Annotated in this window: 17 protein-coding genes; 10 read left to right on the forward strand and 7 right to left on the reverse strand. The window is 37.1% G+C overall.

Annotated elements, in window-relative coordinates:
* Nucleotides 1–50: 50 nt before the first annotated feature.
* Genes lgt through GHI93_RS03625 form a run of 3 tightly spaced genes read right to left on the reverse strand, consistent with a single transcriptional unit; the run spans nt 51 to nt 2,029 of the window.
* Nucleotides 51–857, reverse strand: a complete 807-nt coding sequence (lgt, locus tag GHI93_RS03615; RefSeq protein WP_153495681.1) for a prolipoprotein diacylglyceryl transferase — start codon at nt 855–857, stop codon at nt 51–53.
* A 37-nt stretch (nt 858–894) separates the two neighbouring features.
* Nucleotides 895–1,824, reverse strand: coding sequence for an HPr(Ser) kinase/phosphatase (gene hprK / locus GHI93_RS03620; protein ID WP_153495683.1), 930 nt, complete (start codon nt 1,822–1,824; stop codon nt 895–897).
* 25 nt (nt 1,825–1,849) lie between these two features.
* Complete coding sequence (locus tag GHI93_RS03625) at nt 1,850–2,029, reverse strand: DUF3272 family protein (protein ID WP_153495685.1); 180 nt, start codon at nt 2,027–2,029, stop codon at nt 1,850–1,852.
* Nucleotides 2,030–3,754: 1,725 nt separating this feature from the next.
* Between GHI93_RS03625 and GHI93_RS03630 the strand changes: the two genes are divergently transcribed.
* From GHI93_RS03630 to GHI93_RS03650, 5 genes are all read left to right on the forward strand, one after another.
* Nucleotides 3,755–4,537 carry a replication protein gene (locus GHI93_RS03630; protein WP_153495687.1) on the forward strand — a complete coding sequence of 261 codons (783 nt, stop codon included), beginning with the start codon at nt 3,755–3,757 and terminating at the stop codon, nt 4,535–4,537.
* Between the two features lie 540 nt (nt 4,538–5,077).
* On the forward strand, nt 5,078–6,262 hold the full coding sequence (locus tag GHI93_RS03635; RefSeq protein WP_153495689.1) for a hypothetical protein: 1,185 nt from the start codon (nt 5,078–5,080) through the stop codon (nt 6,260–6,262).
* An 8-nt stretch (nt 6,263–6,270) separates the two neighbouring features.
* On the forward strand, nt 6,271–7,368 hold the full coding sequence (locus GHI93_RS03640; protein WP_170272379.1) for a zinc ribbon domain-containing protein: 1,098 nt from the start codon (nt 6,271–6,273) through the stop codon (nt 7,366–7,368).
* Nucleotides 7,369–7,379: 11 nt separating this feature from the next.
* A complete protein-coding gene (locus GHI93_RS03645) occupies nt 7,380–8,756 on the forward strand; it encodes a hypothetical protein (protein ID WP_153495692.1) in 1,377 nt (458 codons plus the stop codon).
* A 619-nt stretch (nt 8,757–9,375) separates the two neighbouring features.
* Complete coding sequence (locus GHI93_RS03650) at nt 9,376–9,975, forward strand: tyrosine-type recombinase/integrase (protein ID WP_153495694.1); 600 nt, start codon at nt 9,376–9,378, stop codon at nt 9,973–9,975.
* Between the two features lie 47 nt (nt 9,976–10,022).
* On the opposite strand, the gene GHI93_RS03655 is transcribed toward GHI93_RS03650, so the two are convergent.
* Nucleotides 10,023–10,619 carry a helix-turn-helix domain-containing protein gene (locus GHI93_RS03655; protein ID WP_153495696.1) on the reverse strand — a complete coding sequence of 199 codons (597 nt, stop codon included), beginning with the start codon at nt 10,617–10,619 and terminating at the stop codon, nt 10,023–10,025.
* 370 nt (nt 10,620–10,989) lie between these two features.
* Here GHI93_RS03655 and GHI93_RS12805 point away from each other — a divergent pair, with 370 nt between their 5' ends.
* The 3 genes from GHI93_RS12805 to GHI93_RS03670 all read left to right on the forward strand — a co-directional run bounded on the left by GHI93_RS12805 (nt 10,990) and on the right by GHI93_RS03670 (nt 13,235).
* Entirely contained in the window at nt 10,990–11,511 is a 522-nt protein-coding gene (locus tag GHI93_RS12805) for a DUF3173 family protein (RefSeq protein ID WP_246177011.1), read from the forward strand.
* A gap of 12 nt (nt 11,512–11,523) precedes the next feature.
* Nucleotides 11,524–12,639, forward strand: a complete 1,116-nt coding sequence (locus GHI93_RS03665; protein WP_153495698.1) for a tyrosine-type recombinase/integrase — start codon at nt 11,524–11,526, stop codon at nt 12,637–12,639.
* Nucleotides 12,640–12,788: 149 nt separating this feature from the next.
* The gene (locus tag GHI93_RS03670) at nt 12,789–13,235 is read left to right on the forward strand and encodes a GtrA family protein (protein ID WP_153495700.1); all 447 of its coding nucleotides are present in this window, start codon (nt 12,789–12,791) and stop codon (nt 13,233–13,235) included.
* Between the two features lie 16 nt (nt 13,236–13,251).
* Here GHI93_RS03670 and GHI93_RS03675 read toward each other — a convergent pair whose 3' ends face one another.
* The gene (locus tag GHI93_RS03675; RefSeq protein ID WP_153495702.1) at nt 13,252–14,172 is read right to left on the reverse strand and encodes a YihY/virulence factor BrkB family protein; all 921 of its coding nucleotides are present in this window, start codon (nt 14,170–14,172) and stop codon (nt 13,252–13,254) included.
* A gap of 23 nt (nt 14,173–14,195) precedes the next feature.
* Nucleotides 14,196–15,053 carry a methionyl aminopeptidase gene (locus GHI93_RS03680; RefSeq protein ID WP_343030307.1) on the reverse strand — a complete coding sequence of 286 codons (858 nt, stop codon included), beginning with the start codon at nt 15,051–15,053 and terminating at the stop codon, nt 14,196–14,198.
* A 333-nt stretch (nt 15,054–15,386) separates the two neighbouring features.
* Between GHI93_RS03680 and GHI93_RS03685 the strand changes: the two genes are divergently transcribed.
* Nucleotides 15,387–15,830 (forward strand): flavodoxin, encoded by a 444-nt coding sequence (locus GHI93_RS03685; protein ID WP_153495704.1) that lies wholly within the window; start codon nt 15,387–15,389, stop codon nt 15,828–15,830.
* Nucleotides 15,831–15,975: 145 nt separating this feature from the next.
* Here GHI93_RS03685 and GHI93_RS03690 read toward each other — a convergent pair whose 3' ends face one another.
* Nucleotides 15,976–16,566 (reverse strand): TetR/AcrR family transcriptional regulator, encoded by a 591-nt coding sequence (locus GHI93_RS03690; protein WP_153495706.1) that lies wholly within the window; start codon nt 16,564–16,566, stop codon nt 15,976–15,978.
* Nucleotides 16,567–16,742: 176 nt separating this feature from the next.
* On the opposite strand from GHI93_RS03690, the gene GHI93_RS03695 reads away from it, so the two are divergent.
* Complete coding sequence (locus GHI93_RS03695) at nt 16,743–18,293, forward strand: MDR family MFS transporter (protein ID WP_153495708.1); 1,551 nt, start codon at nt 16,743–16,745, stop codon at nt 18,291–18,293.
* The last annotated feature ends 83 nt before the right edge of the window (nt 18,294–18,376 follow it).

The raw sequence follows: 18,376 nt of genomic DNA on the forward strand, positions 1-18,376 counted from the left end.
GCAGTCAGAACTGGCGTAAATTTTTGATTTTTACACTTCTGACTGCTCTTTTATTCATATTTTTTAACGCGTCTAAAAACAACTAAGGTAATTCCAACAAGGATGAGAATGAGCGACAACCATTGAGATACACGCGCTGGCCCTAACATTAAACTATCCGTTCGCATGCCCTCCACAATAAATCGAACACTGCCATACCAAACCAAGTAAAACGCGAAAATCTCTCCGCGCTTAAGTGCGCTTATCTGATGTCTGAAAATCATGATGATTAAAAATCCTATGAAATCTCCGATACTTTCATATAAAAAAGTTGGAACACGATAATGCCCATCAATGAACATTTGTTGTTTAATAAAATCAGGTAATCCATTGAGCTGTGAAACAATCTTACCATAAGCTTCTTGATTGACAAAATTTCCCCATCGTCCCATTGCTTGTGCTAAAATCACTCCAGGAACGGTAATGTCTAGCAAATCAAGTGGATGAATCATCCGATAATAACAAAAAACAAAAAGGACAAGCGCACCAGCAATCAAGCCGCCATATATTGCACCTCCACCATCCCAAAGCGCAATAATTTGACTGGGATGTTGACGATAATAAGACCATTGAAAGGCGACATAATATGCCCGAACACCAACAAGTCCCAAAGGAAACGCCAGTAGTACAAAATCAATCACATCATCAACTAAGATGGGCTGACCGTCGGCCTTCTTTTTTCGCTTTGCTTCACGGCACGCTAGCAATACAGCAATTGCAGCACCGGCAACAATAAATATTGCATACCAATGAATCGCAAAAGGACCAAGTTGCAGCGCAATCTTATCCAATGCTAAAAATGGAAATAATGGAGTCATAACTTCTCTTTTTCTAATTTTTGATGGAAGAATTCAATTATTCTTCACTGTTTTTTTCGATTAAATGAGAAAGACGATTCTCAAAAGCTTGTGTCGCATCAAATCCCATTTGTTTCGCACGGAAATTCATGACTGCTGCTTCAATGATTACAGAAACATTTCGCCCTGTTTTAACAGGGATTCTGGTTTGTGCTAATTCAACACCAGCAAGTGAGATGGAGGTGCTCCCATTACCAAGTCGATCAAATTGTTTATCCGTGTCATAATTTTCAAGATAAATCGCCATGTCAATGTCTGTTGATTCCTTTACAGCACCTGCACCAAATAACGTCATCACATCAATGATTCCAACGCCACGAATCTCAATCATATTTTTTAAAATTTCAGCTGGCTCACCTGACAAAGTGAACGCATCTCTGGGATAAACATCCACTCGATCATCAGCAACGAGGCGATGTCCGCGTTTTACAAGCTCAAGCCCTGTTTCTGATTTACCGATTCCGCTTGCGCCTTGAATCAAAACACCAACACCAAAAATATCCATCAGAACACCATGAACGGTCGTGCGTTCAGATAATTTTTCATCAAGAAAAGTCGTCAAAATAGAATTCAATCGGCTCGTTGATTCACGTGACTGTAAAAGAACAATGTCTTGCTTTTTAGCAGCAGCAATCATCTCTTTAGGGATCTCAAGCGTTCTTGCAACGATCACGCAAGGGGTAACATCTGCCATGACTTTTTTGAGTAAATCATACCGATTGTCCCCAACGATATCCATCATATAGGACCATTCTTTCATCCCGAAAAGCTGGATGCGCTCTGGCGTAAAATACTCAAAATAACCTGCCATTTCAAGTCCAGGTCGCATAATATCAGAAGTTGTGATCTCTTTTGACAATGCAGTTTCAGTAGAGTAAATAACATTAAAATGGACTTTTTTAATCAAGTCACTGACGGGAACTCCCATGATTTCTCCTTTTGAAAAATAGTTTTTATAACAATCCGCTTTTCTTCATAAACTGATCGAGTTTATAAGATACGGTGAGACGACGAATGAGGAACAATGCAAAAAAGCCAGCAAAAAGCCAATTTTGTCCAAAAAGACAAATTGAGAAAAAGATGGCTTCAATCGCTGTTCCAATGATAAATGATAAAAATCTTTGTTTAGGCATAGCACTATCATATCTTATTTTTACTGTAAAAGTCAATTATTAAAATTAATTCTCATCTTGTGATCAAAAAAGGGCTCAACTGATCTAAAGAGTAGCGACAAAAAAACATTTTATTTGCTATAATAAAAGCATTTCTATGCTGTTTGTAAATCAAGAGGAAAAGCTATCAAGAAAAATAAAACCTACCTGATTTAGGACAAGAAAGACGAATTAAAGTAGTCTCTTTTTGGAGATTTTTTGGCAACATGGCATTAGATAAGCTATCACTAAGCGTGATGGCTTTTCTTATGCCCTAGATAATAAGAAAATAGTGCAAAAAGTACAGAATATCAACTACTTTCCCTATCAATAAGCTATGAACTAATGGACAACAAGTATGATACCTATTTGTAACCAGTAAATAGGCTGTTCATCTCTAGATAATTACACTGTTAACAAGACCAATTTTTGAGGAGGCAACTTGTCAAATCAAGGTGCTTTCTATGTGTATTTCATTTTCATATTTTTGAGATGAAAATAAATTCACCCGAAATCAAGGTGAAGAATCAGATACCCTACACATTATTTTTATTTCAAGCACCTACTTTTACTAGGAATTTGCAAAATAATTGTGTGTGCATACAGGACAATGTTTACTTGTTCAGCTTGACAGAATAAACTCATTTAATTTTCATCAGAGATAAGATGAAGTGAGCAGATACCAAAAGAGTACCATCAAATAATAAATATAGAACACCTTTAAGGTTAATACCACCTAAACAAATAATGCGGCTCTACTTGTTCTTCTCCTTGTAGATAAATCATTGTTCTATAGGTAGAGGGATATTTTTTATAGACTTTGATAGTAAGATGAGGCTTGATAAGTGGAGTAGCAATAACTCGCTTTTAAGTGTAGGTATTACAGTTCACAGTAACAAGCTTTGGGGTACTTAGCTAAACTGATTTTCTGCTAGCATAAGCTTACGAGGGGATAGCTAAGCTGATTTTTATTAGACTATACGTTTAGAAGGGTCAAGATACCAGTACGAATAATTTAGATAAGAAAAGGGCTAAACAAGAAGAACATCAAAAGACAGATAAAAATATTTTAGCTAGATGATAGCCACCATCAGATAAATACACGATAAAAAAGTCAGCTATCCATTTATATGAGCTTTAACCAGACAAACTACGAAAAATCATAGTCAGAACCCTAAGCCAGACTGATTTTAGTCAGAGTCAAATATCAATTAAAGACGTTTAGAACCCCCACCCTAGATAAGTCAGTATTTTGCTTCTTTGCTTAAGTACCTTCGATAAAAATTTATGGAGTAAAAAAAAATTTTTTATTTATTTTTTCTGTAAAGTCCGCATAGTTAGACTGGATAAACATATAGGCTAATCTATTTTAAGAGGATATAGCTATCAAATAGAGATGGGAACATAGCAAAAGCAAAAACACCAGAACTCGAATGAACCCAGTCATACCAAGGCTGGAGGGGCTTTTGTTTTCCGAAATACTCTGATAGAATAGAGTTATGGAAGAGATTCATATCAACTCCTAGGTTTAGCCGAACTTTGTATCTCCGCCCTGTCAAGACCTACGACCCCCAATATAGATATTGGACGTGGTTAAAGATGGCTATCAAGCCAGTTGTTAACAACTCAGGGGTACTTTTCTAAGTATTAAATCGAGCAGTACAAAGGAAACAAGATAGTTTAAACTAATTGAAAAGGGGAATTTAAATGGTAACAAAGAACAACAAAAAAAGTGCAACACCAAGATGCCATAATTGGGGGCTCATAGTCTACTCTGAGTCAGCACCTGAGAATTGGAGAGACATTCTCAAAGAGGAGGGTGTACCTTTTGCTTATATCCTTCATGATAAAGATACAAAGATTGATGAAAATGGTGAGGTAGTACTTAAAAAACCTCATTATCATATTATACTTAAATACCGTAATCAAAAATCTTATCAACAAATGATGGTACTTACAGGAAGACTAAGAGCACCTAACCCTATGCGAATAGAATCTTTAGTAGGATACGCTCGAGACTTTCTGCACTTAGATGAGGAAAGTAAATATCAATTCAAATACCGTATCTCAGAAGTTCATGTATTTAGAGGTTTTGATTTTCAAGACTTGGTAAAACCCAACAAAACAGAACTTCATGACATTCTGAGAGATATAAGGAGTATTATAAGAAATGAAGGTATAACAGAAATCAAAGTATTGTATGATTACTTAGATGAGATAAACCATGATTACAGTAGGGTTTTAGATAGCAAATGCTACCCTATTGATCGTTATATCTCAAGTTCAAGACACAAACCTAAATCAAACCCCAAAGACGTTACACCACAGCTAAAGGAGGAGATACCGACTAGCAGTAACATGATACCTAATGCCTGTAGCTTGAAAAAGTCTAGACAGATTGAGGAGAGTAAGGCATTTGCACTTAGCCAATTAACAGAAGAGGACTATTTTGACCTATATGAAGTACCTTACTTTAACTATAGTTGTTAAAACCAAGATAAAATTAGTATGACTTAGATAGTCCCTAAAATTTAAGCACTTTAACTAGAGATTAAGTTCTTGGGTTTTGGATAAATAATACCCTAATCTCTAATGCCTATTTTCAAGAGGTAAACAAAGTTTTATATGACTTGTATACCTTAATACCCCTAGCTGATATATCAAACATCAGTAGGGGTATTTTTATATCATCTTTATCAAACACCAATCGTCATAGATAGCGAAGTTCCCCAACTCAAACCAGACAAAACAAGGTCTCTACTAGCCTCATCAGAAACAAAAAGCTTCTAAACCCGCACTATTCCCGATTTTCCACTTTGAAAACACTCCCCAAACCGACCATTACTAACTTAGCCCCACCCCAAACCGATGAACAAAAAGCCAATTGGGGGTCGTAGGGGGGTGATACTGTATTCGCTTACTTTAAATTATTGTATACTGGGTGTTATTCTGAAAAAGTTTGCTTTCTTATCTCTAATATAAGATAATAGTCAATGTGAGGAAAGGAGGTACGAAAGGAAACATACATAAATGAAAAAATTGGCAACAGGTCTTGTTGGTCTTGTTGGTCTCGCTACTCTCTTACTAATATTGAGCGGGTGTACCAAGAAACCTGAGGCGACAAAACATTCCTCTTCAAAGGAGAGTGTTAAAACTAGTCAGACTTCTACTAATAATTCAAAGCCTAAAGTCACCTTGACAACTAAGGAACTGGTCGCTACGATATACATAGAAAGTTATATGGCACAGCATTCAACTAAAGATATTCCAACTGCTGTAAATGAGATACTAAAACAACCTGAGTTTATGATTACAACTCCCCTCAATAATACCTTCTTAGCTAATGAACACATTGTATTAGTTGGTGGTGACTTAGGTACGACTATTACTATAACAGATGATAAAATTCATGTTCAGAGTTATAATGGTAATGAACAATTTAGTGATAAATATTACTCAGCTAAAGAACTGACTAGTAAATATACTACCCATGTAGATTTACTAAAAAAAGTTGTTACACTCTCTGATAAACACGTAGCTGAACGCAATAGTCTAACAAATGAAGAGTTGGCTTTATCAGCCTATGTTAAAAATTATGTAACCACTAATACAGAAATTAGTAGTTTCTTATCTGAAGGGTTAAGCAAAGATTTTTCTGTAGGACTTCAAGATAATTCTTATCATTTTAGTCAAGGTACAGGAAGCTCTTCAGAAGAAATCACAGTTTCTGATAATCGTGTTACCTGTATTGTACATAATGGAGCTACTCAAACTGATACAGTTAATTTTACCAAAGAAGAACTATCTAAGCTTTTTTTACAGTACAAACAACAATTGGATAATCTATTAAGTATTGGTAAAGATAACTATACTAAATTCGTTGATAGTCAGACCACGGCCACGTCTTCTACAGTAGACACAACCAAGCTATCAGAAGAACAAACTAAAACTTGGGTAAAAAACTATTTGCTACAATCGGGTGATATAGATAAGACTACCTTTGATGAGTTTACCAGTATTGGAACGTCTTTAGATGATGAAAATTGTCTGCTTTTATCACCACGAGGAAGATCTAAAGGCAATACGACGAATGACTCTTCTCTAGGATATTTTCGTATTAACTCAGATGGCGAACTACAGAAACAGAATCTATCTGAAGTTGATGGATATGGTGACTGGAAAACAGTCAGCACCACTTACTTAGGTTCGGAATGAGGTGTCTTATGTCAGAAATAACAACAATAAAACACCCAAACTCATGCCCTAATTGTAATATAGAGCTCTCTGATGAGACTAAATTCTGCCCTTCTTGTGGACAATCACTTACTGATGGTGCAAAAACATTTCCTGCTCTAAAGACGTCACTTACTTCTATATTAAAACAATTGAAGCCTACTAAAGAAAAAGTAGGGTATCTAAAGAGGTTTATAAAAAACAATTTTGAATTGGTGCATACTCTTTATGGGGTACTTTTTATCATTACGCTCTTCTCTTCCAAACGAGGATTTGAAAGTTTTCTAATATTATCAATTGTTAGCTATGTCTTGAGTGTACTTAGCAAAGGTGAGGAAATACAAGCCAATAAAAAGCTTACCTCTCTTTTTGCTAATACCTATACTCAATCTGGTATAGCTTTAAAGAATTTTCAAGCTGAATCTACTAAAATAGTAGGGCAATCTAGTAAAATTGTGGGAGATTTAGCTAAACCAGTTACAGATGAGGATAATGAGGAAGTATCAATAAATACTGATGTCTTAAATGACTTTTTTAGTAAGGAGAGTACTCCCGCTACAAATGAGACACAATCCAATAAACGAGGTTTTAGTGTAGCTAGTATTTTTCTGGTTATCTCTTGTCTTCTTGCATTCTATGGCATAATTGGTACCGGGTTCTTTAAGATGATGAACGGAAGTCTTTACGAAACTATAGGACAAATCAGTCGATATGGTGGGTACTTAAACAGTGCCAACGAGTTTCTTGGAGGTCAATCAAGCAATACTTCAAACATGATTCAATATGTCGGATATGCTTTGGTAGCTATTCCTATTATTACATCATTATTTGGTATCTTATCTTCTAAAATTCTACATGTCCTTGGTGTAATCGCTTCACTGATTGAGTTAGGCTTCTTCTTATTAGTAGGTTCTTATATCGGCGAACAGGCAAGCCAGCTCCTTGGCGGATATTCTGATAGCTTTATGGAAGTACTCTTCAATAACAAGGATAGCATAATTGGTTTTCCAGCTTATGCTTTACTGATTGGTTCTATAGGTATGGTTATCTTCTCTATAGGTAGATTGATTATTCCGCATAGAAAGTGAGAAAGATAAGAATGATAAAGAAAAGAAAAATAATCTATACCCTACTTGGGGTACTATTGATAGCTATTTGTGCAGGAGGTTTGTTCTTTTGGATAAATAAGAAGCAAGCTACTCAAGACTTATCTAAAAGCAACTTACCCAAGAATTATATAGAGTTAGATAAAAACTACAATAAAGCACAACGTATTATTAAATATGTTAAACCTTATGAACCTCTGCTTACAGCAGCAGCTCTTATCCCAAGTGATAACAAATCTGGAATTTATAAAGGTGATAACAAGTCGTTTGAAAAAGATGTAAAGGAATATGTAAAATCGCACTATCAAGAGGTCAAAATTAAAGGGTTAGATGATAAAAAGAAACAGGACTTCCTTAGTTATTGGATGTTGTTTTATCTTGGGGAATATGGTTTTTCAGCGGATAGCAATGACTATATGGGTCAATACAGTCGTAAAGGTGCAGATATAGAATCAGGTTTAACAGCTAAAGAATTAAAAAGTTTGTCAGAGTTTGTCACGCGTTTTGTATTAGAGGTTCTTAATGATAAATTAAAAGATGAAATAGGTAATTCTACTGACTATGATAGTATTGCCCAAGTCATGGGATATGATAGAGAAAAAACTATATCGGAGTATGCTAAGTATTCCAAGAAGGATAATTATAAAAGTACATACTTAGATAAAAAATTTGGTAGCTCTATGGTTTTAGAAACTTTACTATGTACTCCTGAGTTTCATTATTATTATGATGAAACAAATGATAGTGTTATCATGAAGGCTTACTTCACTCTTCCTAAATCTGGGGAAGTTCATGACTATATCAAGGACTCAAAGACTAGTCTTTTTGATTATGTTCCGAGCATGACTTTCTATTTTGACTCTCAAGGTAACGTATCTCTAGATAAAAAAGGAGGAATGAAAATAAAAGTAATTAACTCTAGTTCTAGCCCTCTAAACTTACCAAAGTTTACTCCTAATAATTTAGATCTTGATAAGCTCCCTACTAAAGAATATGTTACTCAGTTGTCAAATCAATTATTTAATATTAAATATGAACAAGAAGATACTGTGTTTGCTAATAGCTACCCTATTGGTGGAGATGTCGCAAAACAACTCCCTCATTATGAATCTTCTGACTCAGATGATGAAGAGTCTTCTGAGGACAAAGAGCTTGATAAAAATTCTGTAGTATCATTTAAAGATGAGAATAGTGGTTCTTCAACTATTGTTACTTCTGATAATGTTTTGCCAGAGTATGATAGTTTTACTAAGGACACTGCTAAGTATTTAGTTATGGCAGATAATGTAAGTTATACACTAACTTTTAAAAATAAAGTGTTAACTAATATTGAAAAGATACCTAGCGATGTATTTTATGGAGGATTCTAAATAAAACGGCTATTACAGCTAAAAACAGTACTGAGATACTAAATCAAATGAACAATACAAAATAAATAAACCACTCTTCCTCACACGAACAGGAGTCTTTATCTAAGAAAGACGACTAAGTGTTAGGAAACGCATGATACAGGGCTTAATGAGGTTAGGGAGTGCCCCGAAACGTGCAAAAAATACGTCATTTAGGTCGTTAATCGACTTGCCTATCTGAAACCCCTGCCGAGGAGAAATAGTCCTTAAATCGCAAATTTGAATCCTTTCTGATATGCACTAGCTAGCCCTAGTTAAGTACATAACATAAAGAAGTCAAACCAAAGAAAGTCCAACAAATAGGGGTATACCTCTGTTTGTTGGACTTTTTCTATGTCTTATGTATGGTAGATGCTTACCAGAGAACTGTCTAGATAAAATGGGTTGTCAGATAGTACTCAATCGTGGTTTAGGAGTTGTTAAACCTAAACCAGATTAAAATAAAAGTAAACAGGAGCCCTTATTAGATAAAGACTCCTCAAAAACCCTATAGCGACAAGGCTAGGCTTCTTTGGTTGAATAGAGTAGGGGCAATTTTTCTGCTTGTCCTAAAACTAACCAATCAAAGGAGACCATACCCATGGCAAAAAGACAGAACCACAATGTACAACCTATCAAGGACTCGAATGTGCTCAAACAAGTCCAAGACACACTCTTACATAACTTTCAAGCAGGTAGACGGAACTATACCATCTTTCAACTCGGTAAGGCGACCCTTCTTAGAGTGAGTGATGTACTCTCTCTTGAATACTCTGATGTCTTTACCACTGATGGGGTACTGAAAGAGCGAGCATATATCACAGACCAGAAAACAGGTAAACCAAATACGCTTTACCTCAAGCCTCTCGAGTCTGATTTAATGCTCTATCATGAGTGGCTAGTAGATAGTGGTATGATGAGTCATTGGCTTTTTCCCTCTACAGCTAACACGAAGCAACATATCACGAGAAAGCAGTACTATAAAATCATGACTAAGGTAGGTGACCTCTTGGGTATTAACTACTTAGGTACACATACTATGCGAAAGACTGGAGCATATCGGGTTTATGAACAGACAAACTATAATATTGGCTTTGTCATGAACCTATTGAACCACTCAGACCAAAAAGCAACGCTTGCTTATCTAGGTTTAGATGCTGTAACAAGAGAAGCCTTACTTGATACGATTAACTTTGGATAACATAAAATCCCCCCTTTGGTATTAAAGGAGGGATTTTTGTGAACTGGTCAACCAAAAAATATCATTGTTATTCCTACACCAATAAAGAAGAGGTCTAAGATGACTAAAAGTGCGGTTGTAATGATTTTTCCGAATTTGTTGTAAGGGTTGATACTTATACCGTATCCAAATACTTTGGGTACCCAGAGTGGAGAGTTGGGGATGCCCTCATAATATTGATAAACAATCTTACCGAATTTAACAGCTGTATGAATTAGCACAATACATAACAATAAATCAAAGAGGGTAAAAGATTTTAATAGTATCTTGTTGTTGGACACTAAGGGAATGAGTACTACTGAGGTAAGTACAATTAACGCAGTTAGTATAACCAATAAGACAGAATATTTCTTGTTAGCTTTCTTTGTATTAATTAGTTCATAATCTTTTTGGACTTGGTTCATGAGTTGTGCATCTCCTTTGATAATATCGAGTGAAAAATCGTAATATTTACTCAACTCTACAAGCATGGGGATATCTGGAAAATTCTTCCCGTTCTCCCAATTTGATAGGGACTGCCTAGTAATGTATAGAGTATCTGCGACTTCTTGTTGAGTTATCCCTTTTTTCTTTCGTTCTTCTACTAAAATGGTTGATAATTCCATAATTGTTCCTTTCTTACCCCATTATGATATATTAAAAGCGATTTAATGTCTAGCAAATATTTCTTGCATACTGGTATAATGCGGTAAAGGTTGTGACTGTAAACTGGGTTGACACAGACTGTAAACAGCTTCCTTTTCTCTAAAAGGAGACTTTTCTTTTTGTCAGGTTTGACCTGTATCTTTTAAATTGGTAAGTAGAAGTAACGGGAGGAAGTTAGTTCCTCATTCTCTCAATGCTTATTCACATCTAGCTCACTTTTGGGAATGCTTACTTGAGTATCTGCTTCTCTAGATGAAGTTATTTCTTTATATTTGAGATGAGGCTCTAAATTAAAAATAATAAGTATAACAATAGAATGGAGAACAACACATGGTACAAAATCCAACAATGACAAAAGACGACCTAATTGCCCTAGGGTATGGTAAAGGTGAATCTGCTACCTATATCGCCAAAGGAAAGCGCTTGATGGTAGATAAAGGGTACAGCTACTACAATAATCCACGTCTTGCCCGTGTTCCTGTCTATATCCTAGAAGAACTCTTTGGCTATGATATCCCAACTCCTCTTATCAAGGTGGCAGATGTCGTTGATAACCGTCAGACAGTAAAAAACCCTGTGCTGACTAAATATGACCTACTCTACTTGGGGTACGGTAATGGACAAGTAGAGTCTCTCATGCACCAAGCTAAGCAAATCATGGTAGAAAAAGGCTTTGATCACTATCTAACTAAGACCGTCTCCCGCGTTCCTGCCTTTGCATTTGACAAGATACTAGGTTTTGTACCTCCAGCTATCCCAGATGCCCAAGCAACAGTTAAGATGATGAGGGACAAACGTGCTAAGTCAGCGCAAGCTGTTAGATTACGTATCCTAGCTACTAAAAACGACTAAGGAGACCGAAAGATGACAGTAAGAAAAGATACCAAAACAGGACTATGGCAAGTTGATATCTCAGGGGGGATCAACCCTATCACAGGTAAGCGTAGACGTTACACAAAACGAAACATCAAAACAAGACGAGAAGCGCTAGAACTCGAACCACTGCTTAGAGTTAAGAAATTTGGTGACCTTTCGGCGATTAAAGGAGGCACACTTGATTTACTCTATACCTTAACTCAAGAAGATGATAAGATGAACCACTGTAGAGACACTTATCTTCATACCCAAGAGGTTTACTATAGGAAGCACTTTGAGGGGTACTTTAAAGAGGCACAGATAGATAAAATTACCCACAGAGAGATTGAAATCTTTAGGCAAACCCTCATTAATCAAAGACTAGCTCCCTCAACTGTTAACCGTTTAATTGCCCAACTAAGCAAGCTCTTTAATACGGCAGTCAAGCATGGGTTTCGTGCAGACAATCCATGTACTGTCTTACGTAACCTCCCAGAAACCAGGAACAAAATGAATTATTGGACGGTTGATGAATTTACTCACTTCCTCTCTCTATTTGAGGTAGAGGAATACCCCTATCAACTCTTCTTTAAAGTGGCATTCTCTACAGGTATGAGAAAAGGAGAGCTCCTCGGGCTAACATGGGAAGATATTGATTTAACAAGGCAGACAATACAAGTTAGTAAGACGCTTGTTAGATTACCCAATGGACAGCTAGACTTCCACCCTCCTAAGACCAAGGCAGGGTATCGCTCTATTACAATTCACAATGCTCTAGCCAAGGAACTTAGAGCATGGCAGAAACAACAGCACCAACTGCTCTGTGAATTCTATGAAGATACAAAAAGTTTACAGGTCTTTCAGTTTATCCCTGAACTTCTTAATGAATTCAGAATTAAACGTGCCTATGACAAGGTCATAAAGCGTACCAATAAGCTGAAGAAGATACGTATACATGACTTCAGACACTCCCATGTGGCACTCCTGATTAACAATGGAGAAGATCCCTATGTGATTAAGGAGCGACTTGGACATGCTTCTATTAAAACCACCTATAACACCTATGGACATCTCTATCCCAATAGGCAACAATCACTTTCGGATAAGCTAGATGGTTTATTCTAATTGTGGCGACTTTTACCCATGGATTGGCGACTTTCTTATTTAATTCCTTACCTTTTTCCACTTATTTGAGCACCTGTCTACTGTTGGTATATGAACATATAAGACAAGCCGTCATGTAAATAGTGAAAAGACTGTGCTATAATAAAAGCATGAAAAAAATCACGCTTTTTATGAACACTGAAGCTTTTAAATATCTTGTTTTTGGTGTCCTTACGACAGTTGTTTATTATCTTTTTATGTCTTGTAGTTTGGTGCTTTTAGGCACTATATCTGGGCGTGCTTCGCTTTCTGAGGGGATTGGGCAAATCATCAGTATTATTTTTGCGTTTTATACAAATAAAAAGTGGGTTTTTGAGCACAAGAGTACGCACGTTTGGTTTGATTTTTTTAATTTTGCTGCTGGACGCTTGATTTTTATGGGATTAGCCATTCTTTTAAAATGGTGGTTTGGCGACGTTCATCCTGAATTTTTGATGCGTATTTTCCATTTGAATTTTAATCAAACCATGCTTTTATTTTCCTTGATGATTCAAGTGCTTAATATTATCCTCAACTACTTTTACTCTAAATTCTTAGTTTTTCGTAAAAAAAAATGAACGTGCTGTTCATTTTTTACTTGGTGATGTCCTTGATCAGCGTGACGATTTCTCCGCGTCGTGTTTCAAATTGTCCTTCTTTTTTATTTTGATAGGTGGCATTCAGGATGGCTCCGATAATCAAAATGCGGGCAATAAAGATAAACCAGATCATGAGTGCAAAAATCAATAATGATCCAATCAACTTGAAGTCGTTAAGTTGGCGGAGTGAAAAATTGACGTATTGTGCGATGATGTTCATGAACAAAACTAAAACGAGTGTTGAAAAGATTGATCCTGGAAGGATGTATCTGATTTTTTTTATTCTGACGTTTGGTAAGAGGTAATAAAGGAGTACGAGGCTTAAAAATGTAGCTAATCCAACTGCAGGCAAGGTCATGCTGTGCAGGGTTCGATAGAGGTCATCATTAAACGGGAGCAGTTGATGGACTTGTGCGAGAATAATTTGTCCAAAAGTGGAGATGGCAATCGAAAAATACAAGCACAAAAAGATGGCTAATCCAGAAAGCATTCCGATGATTCGGCTCAAAATAAAATCGCGATGTTCAGAAACTTCATAAGATTTGTTCATGGCCATCTGTAGGGCAGAAAGTGCGCGCGAAAAGGTCCATAATCCTGCAATAATGGAAACCCAAAGTAAGCTTGTGCTTGGGCTTGAGAGGACATTTTCAATCACTGGAGCGATCCCTTTGTAGAGTTGGTTGGGAAGGTTGGATTCTAAAAAGTCAAGGACTGTACTGACATCAATATGAAAAAAAGGAAGGGCATTTCCAATGATCAAAAGCATTGGAAAAAGCGATAGCAAAAGGTAATAAGCTACCGCGATAGAAGATAAACTCATTTCTGAGCTTTTAAAAAAACTGATGAAGGTATTCACCCATTGTAACACTGGAGCGATACTTTTTTTTATCGTTTTTAATTTTCCTTTTTTTTCCATGAATCACACTCTAATTTCAGTCATCAGTAAGTTCTTTCTTCTCCTTGTGAGGTGAGGATACGTGGACCATCTTTGGTGATGACAAATTGATGTTCGTATTGGCAAGAAAGACCACCATCTTTGGTGGTAAAGCCCCAACCTGAGGTTTCATCTTCTTTAACTTCCCATGTGCCGGTATTAATCATCGGCTCAACAGTAATGACCATGCCTTCACGAAGTCTAAGTCCGCGCCCTGCTTTACCAAAGTGGGGAATGAGAGGTTCTTCGTGCATGGTTGGTCCAACACCGTGACCACACAGATCACGCACAACGCCATACCCTCGTTCTTCTGCGTATGTTTGGATGGCTGCTCCAATATCTCCGATGCGGTTTCCTACTTTTGCAGCTTCAATCCCGCGGTAAAGACATTCGCGTGTCACATTCATCAAGTCAGTCACTTCTTTTGGTGCTACACCAACGGCGTAAGCCCAACATGAATCTGCCACACCGCCTGTGAAGCCTTCCATGATTTTTTTCATTTTTTTGGTGTCATTAAAATCAACTTTTTTCATATCAGCATAGTCGTCTTCAATCAATCCAAGCACCATATCCACTTTGATCAAATCTCCGTCTTTTAAAATTTGGTGGCGTGGGAATGCGTGTGCGACTTCATCATTTAAACAGCAACAAGTGGCATAAGGATAGTCCATCATTGCTCCATCTACTCCGATTTGCATCGGGATGACATTTTTTTCTTTACAGACTTTTCTGACATATTCTTCAATCTCCCACATGTCAATCCCTGGCTTAATTAACTCGCGCAATCCGATATGGATGCCTGCTAAAATAGCGCATGAGCGTTGCATTTGTTCGATTTCACGAGCAGATTTGAGTGTAATCACGTTTGTATCTTCTTTCTTTTATTTTGCTTATTTTTTTGAAGTGACGCATACTTTTAATGAAAACTGGGTTTAAACTTGTTCAAATAGTATTTATCAGTTTATTTGCCAAGTTACTTTCAGAAAATCATGAGCCTTTTCAAAATCTATTTTCAATCTAAATACACTTTATTTTACCATAAATTGACGCTTTTTTTCTATCCAGCAGTGTTTTTATGACGGCTTATTGTTTTTGACAGTGCAAAATTCTCTTTATTTGATTTAAAATGATGTTTTTTTTGTCAAAAATTGATATAATTTGATTCATAAGAGATTTAAAAGATAAGAGGAATATGTATGGCTTTAGCAAAAATTGTTTATGCAAGTATGACAGGAAATACAGAAGCGTGTGCTGATATTGTCGCAGATAAACTTGAAGCACTTGGTTTTGAGGTGGAGTGCGATGAGTGTTCATCTGTTGATGCGTCTGATTTTGAAGATGCGGATCTTGTGATTATTGGAACTTATACTTATGGCGATGGCGAATTACCTGATGAAATCGTGGATTTGTATGAAGATTTGGAAGATGTGGATTTAAGTGGTAAAATTTATGGTTGCTTTGGATCTGGCGATACATTTTATGATGATTTTTGCATTTGCGTGGATATGTTTGAGGAACGCTTAGCGCTGACGGGAGCCACGAAAGGGGCTGAATTAGTCCGTGTCGATTTGTCTCCTGAGGATGAGGATGAAGCGCATTTGGAAGCTTTTGCTGAGCAATTGGCGAGTCATTTTGAGTGACAGCTATTTCTGTCAGTACTGACAGCTTTTTTAGCAGCTGATTTAGTGATGAAAAACGAAATATTTGGTGTTTGTTTTAAACTTCGCATCAAAATAGACGGGGGCAATACTCAAAAAATTTCTGTCAGTACTGACAGAAATTTTTTTATTTTTTATAAAGTGGAAGGAGGATGTCATCAATCAACTCAATTAAGTTTTCATCAGATATGGGGCGATTTTCGACAAAGATATGATATCTTGAAAGCTCAAATGGGAGGAGTTTTGCGGCGCGAGCAATTTTTTCACGTGCTTCTCCACGTTCTTGAGCGCGCGCTAAAATGCGCTCCATAATGATAATATTACTTTCAATAACGCCTGGTAACAATCCATCCATTCTGTGCTTTCCTTGGGCTTGTTCAAAGTAGATGAATGAGAGAAAGTTTTTCGGAAAAAGAGCAGCATTTTCTCTGAGATAGGTCATCATGGCAAGCAAATCTGTCCTCATTTGACCCGTGTTAAATTCTTGATCCATCACTGTTCCGTGCCATTTTTGATTTTTTTGAACATGTGCTCGTGATGCTTCATAAATCAAATGAAATGTATTATCAAAGTACCGATAAAGCACGCTTCGGGTGGTATTCGCTTTTTTGGCAACATTTTGGAAGGTGACGGCTTCGTATCCTTCTTGCTCGAGGATCTCGACGGTCGCATCATAAATGGCAGTTTTGAGCGCTTCTCCTCTTCTTCTTTGTGGCATTTTTTCTCCCTTTGATCGCCTTTTTTCTTAATTTATATTATAGCATATTTTTTTTGGCAACTGTAAACTTTTTTAGATACAACTTGCACTTTATTCTTGACAAAAGTTTTTCTAAGTATTATAATTCTTTATGTAATTTAGATACATAATGTATCTAAAAGAAAAGAGGATAAAGCATGGCAAAAAAAGAAAAAGAAAAATTGCCAAAAGAATTGACGCGAAATGCGTGGGTTTTAGTCGTTGGTGCGATAGCGCCGATGCTCGACTCAACCATGGTCAATATTGCGATTAAGGATCTGCAACTGGACCTCCACACGTCGCTAAATATGATCCAGTGGGCAATCACGGGTTATGTGCTCGCACTTGCGGTGGCGGTGCCGGTGTGTGGATATTTGGTCAATCATTTGGATGGAAAAAAAGTGCTTCAGTGGGCGATTGCAGCGTTTGGCGTGTTTAGTTTGCTCTCAGGACTTGCGTGGAACATTGAGAGTTTTATTGTTTTTCGTGCGATACAAGGTTTTGCGGCGGGGTTCATTACACTGCTCATGACAACACTTCTCATGCAAATCACACCAGCAAATAAATTAGGACAGCTGATGGCAGTCGTTTCAACACCGATTATTTTAGGGCCAATCGTAGGTCCTGTACTTGGCGGCGCCATTGTTTCTGGGGCAAATTGGCACTGGATCTTTTATGTGAATATTCCAGTGTGTCTGCTTGCGGTCATTTTGAATCATTTCTTATTGGATTCTTTTAAACCATTTAATCCAAAAGCAAAACTTGATTGGTTTGGCACATTTCTTCTTGCTGCAGGATCGATTGGTTTGATTTATGGAATGATGAAGGGTTCTGAGAATGCACAACATTTCTTTAATGCTCAAATGATCACTTTTGTGGTGCTGGGACTTGTCATGTTTGTAATTTATGGCTTTTATAATCATTTGCGTCACAATGAAACGGTGCTTCCTTTGCGATTTTTTAAATCTAAACATTTTACTGCGGCAAATATTGGGATTTTTCTTGCTGGGATTGCTTCAAATGGGCCAATGTTACTCTTGCCACTCTTTTTTCAAAACACAAAGGGATTCACGGCGGTTGAAGCTGGACTTATGCTGATTCCACAAGGGTTAGGGATGCTTGTGGCACGTCCAACAATCGGAAAATTGATCGATCGGATGGGCGCGCGCCCGATTGTCCTTGTATCACTAGCGATTTCTTTGGTCGGCACTTTCCCATTTGTTTTTGTGCAGAGTCATTCCAGTTTGTGGTGGATCGGTGCGGTTTTATTTGTTCGCGGGATTGGGATTGGTGGTCTGCAAATGCCAATGATGACGGACATTTTCATCGGATTAGAAAAGCAGGATATTCCTGGTGCTTCTGTCGGGCAGCGGATCATTCAAAATGTCGGTTCCAGCTTTGGATCAGCGGTCGTTTCTGCGATTGTGACGGCGGTCATTCTTTCTGAAAATCTGAGTCACAAAGTCACACTTTTTGCCAATCATTTGACAACGGTTGTCAAAGCGCATGCAGCAGCAACTCATACTGCGCCAAGTGCTTCTGCGATTACGAATATCAAAGAACAAGCGACACATTATGGGCATCATTTATTAGATTTGGCACAGCTCAACGGCTATCAAACGGCGTTTCTTGTGAGCTGCGTGGTGCTTGTCATCATCGCATTTCCTGCCTTATTTTTATCCAGTAAAAAATCAAAAGTATCAGCTTAAAGTGGATTTTATCACGTTTTGCGTGATTTTGATAAAAAATTTTCTGTCAGTACTGACAGAAATAAAAAGAGCATTTTCTCAAA

Origin of the sequence: Lactococcus hircilactis, assembly GCF_009601015.1 — a bacterium.
In the GTDB taxonomy this organism is placed as follows: Bacteria; Bacillota; Bacilli; order Lactobacillales; family Streptococcaceae; genus Lactococcus; species Lactococcus hircilactis.

Excerpts from the sequence above, each read along its gene's own strand:
- lgt (WP_153495681.1), bottom strand. The coding sequence starts at position 857 with ATGACTCCATTATTTCCATTTTTAGCATTGGATAAGATTGCGCTGCAA.
- GHI93_RS03650 (WP_153495694.1), top strand. The coding sequence starts at position 9,376 with ATGGCAAAAAGACAGAACCACAATGTACAACCTATCAAGGACTCGAAT.
- GHI93_RS03690 (WP_153495706.1), bottom strand. The coding sequence starts at position 16,566 with ATGCCACAAAGAAGAAGAGGAGAAGCGCTCAAAACTGCCATTTATGAT.
- GHI93_RS03665 (WP_153495698.1), top strand. The coding sequence starts at position 11,524 with ATGACAGTAAGAAAAGATACCAAAACAGGACTATGGCAAGTTGATATC.
- GHI93_RS03675 (WP_153495702.1), bottom strand. The coding sequence starts at position 14,172 with ATGGAAAAAAAAGGAAAATTAAAAACGATAAAAAAAAGTATCGCTCCA.
- GHI93_RS03685 (WP_153495704.1), top strand. The coding sequence starts at position 15,387 with ATGGCTTTAGCAAAAATTGTTTATGCAAGTATGACAGGAAATACAGAA.
- GHI93_RS12805 (WP_246177011.1), top strand. The coding sequence starts at position 10,990 with ATGGTACAAAATCCAACAATGACAAAAGACGACCTAATTGCCCTAGGG.
- GHI93_RS03635 (WP_153495689.1), top strand. The coding sequence starts at position 5,078 with ATGAAAAAATTGGCAACAGGTCTTGTTGGTCTTGTTGGTCTCGCTACT.
- GHI93_RS03640 (WP_170272379.1), top strand. The coding sequence starts at position 6,271 with ATGTCAGAAATAACAACAATAAAACACCCAAACTCATGCCCTAATTGT.
- hprK (WP_153495683.1), bottom strand. The coding sequence starts at position 1,824 with ATGGGAGTTCCCGTCAGTGACTTGATTAAAAAAGTCCATTTTAATGTT.
- GHI93_RS03655 (WP_153495696.1), bottom strand. The coding sequence starts at position 10,619 with ATGGAATTATCAACCATTTTAGTAGAAGAACGAAAGAAAAAAGGGATA.
- GHI93_RS03630 (WP_153495687.1), top strand. The coding sequence starts at position 3,755 with ATGGTAACAAAGAACAACAAAAAAAGTGCAACACCAAGATGCCATAAT.
- GHI93_RS03625 (WP_153495685.1), bottom strand. The coding sequence starts at position 2,029 with ATGCCTAAACAAAGATTTTTATCATTTATCATTGGAACAGCGATTGAA.
- GHI93_RS03670 (WP_153495700.1), top strand. The coding sequence starts at position 12,789 with ATGAAAAAAATCACGCTTTTTATGAACACTGAAGCTTTTAAATATCTT.
- GHI93_RS03695 (WP_153495708.1), top strand. The coding sequence starts at position 16,743 with ATGGCAAAAAAAGAAAAAGAAAAATTGCCAAAAGAATTGACGCGAAAT.
- GHI93_RS03645 (WP_153495692.1), top strand. The coding sequence starts at position 7,380 with ATGATAAAGAAAAGAAAAATAATCTATACCCTACTTGGGGTACTATTG.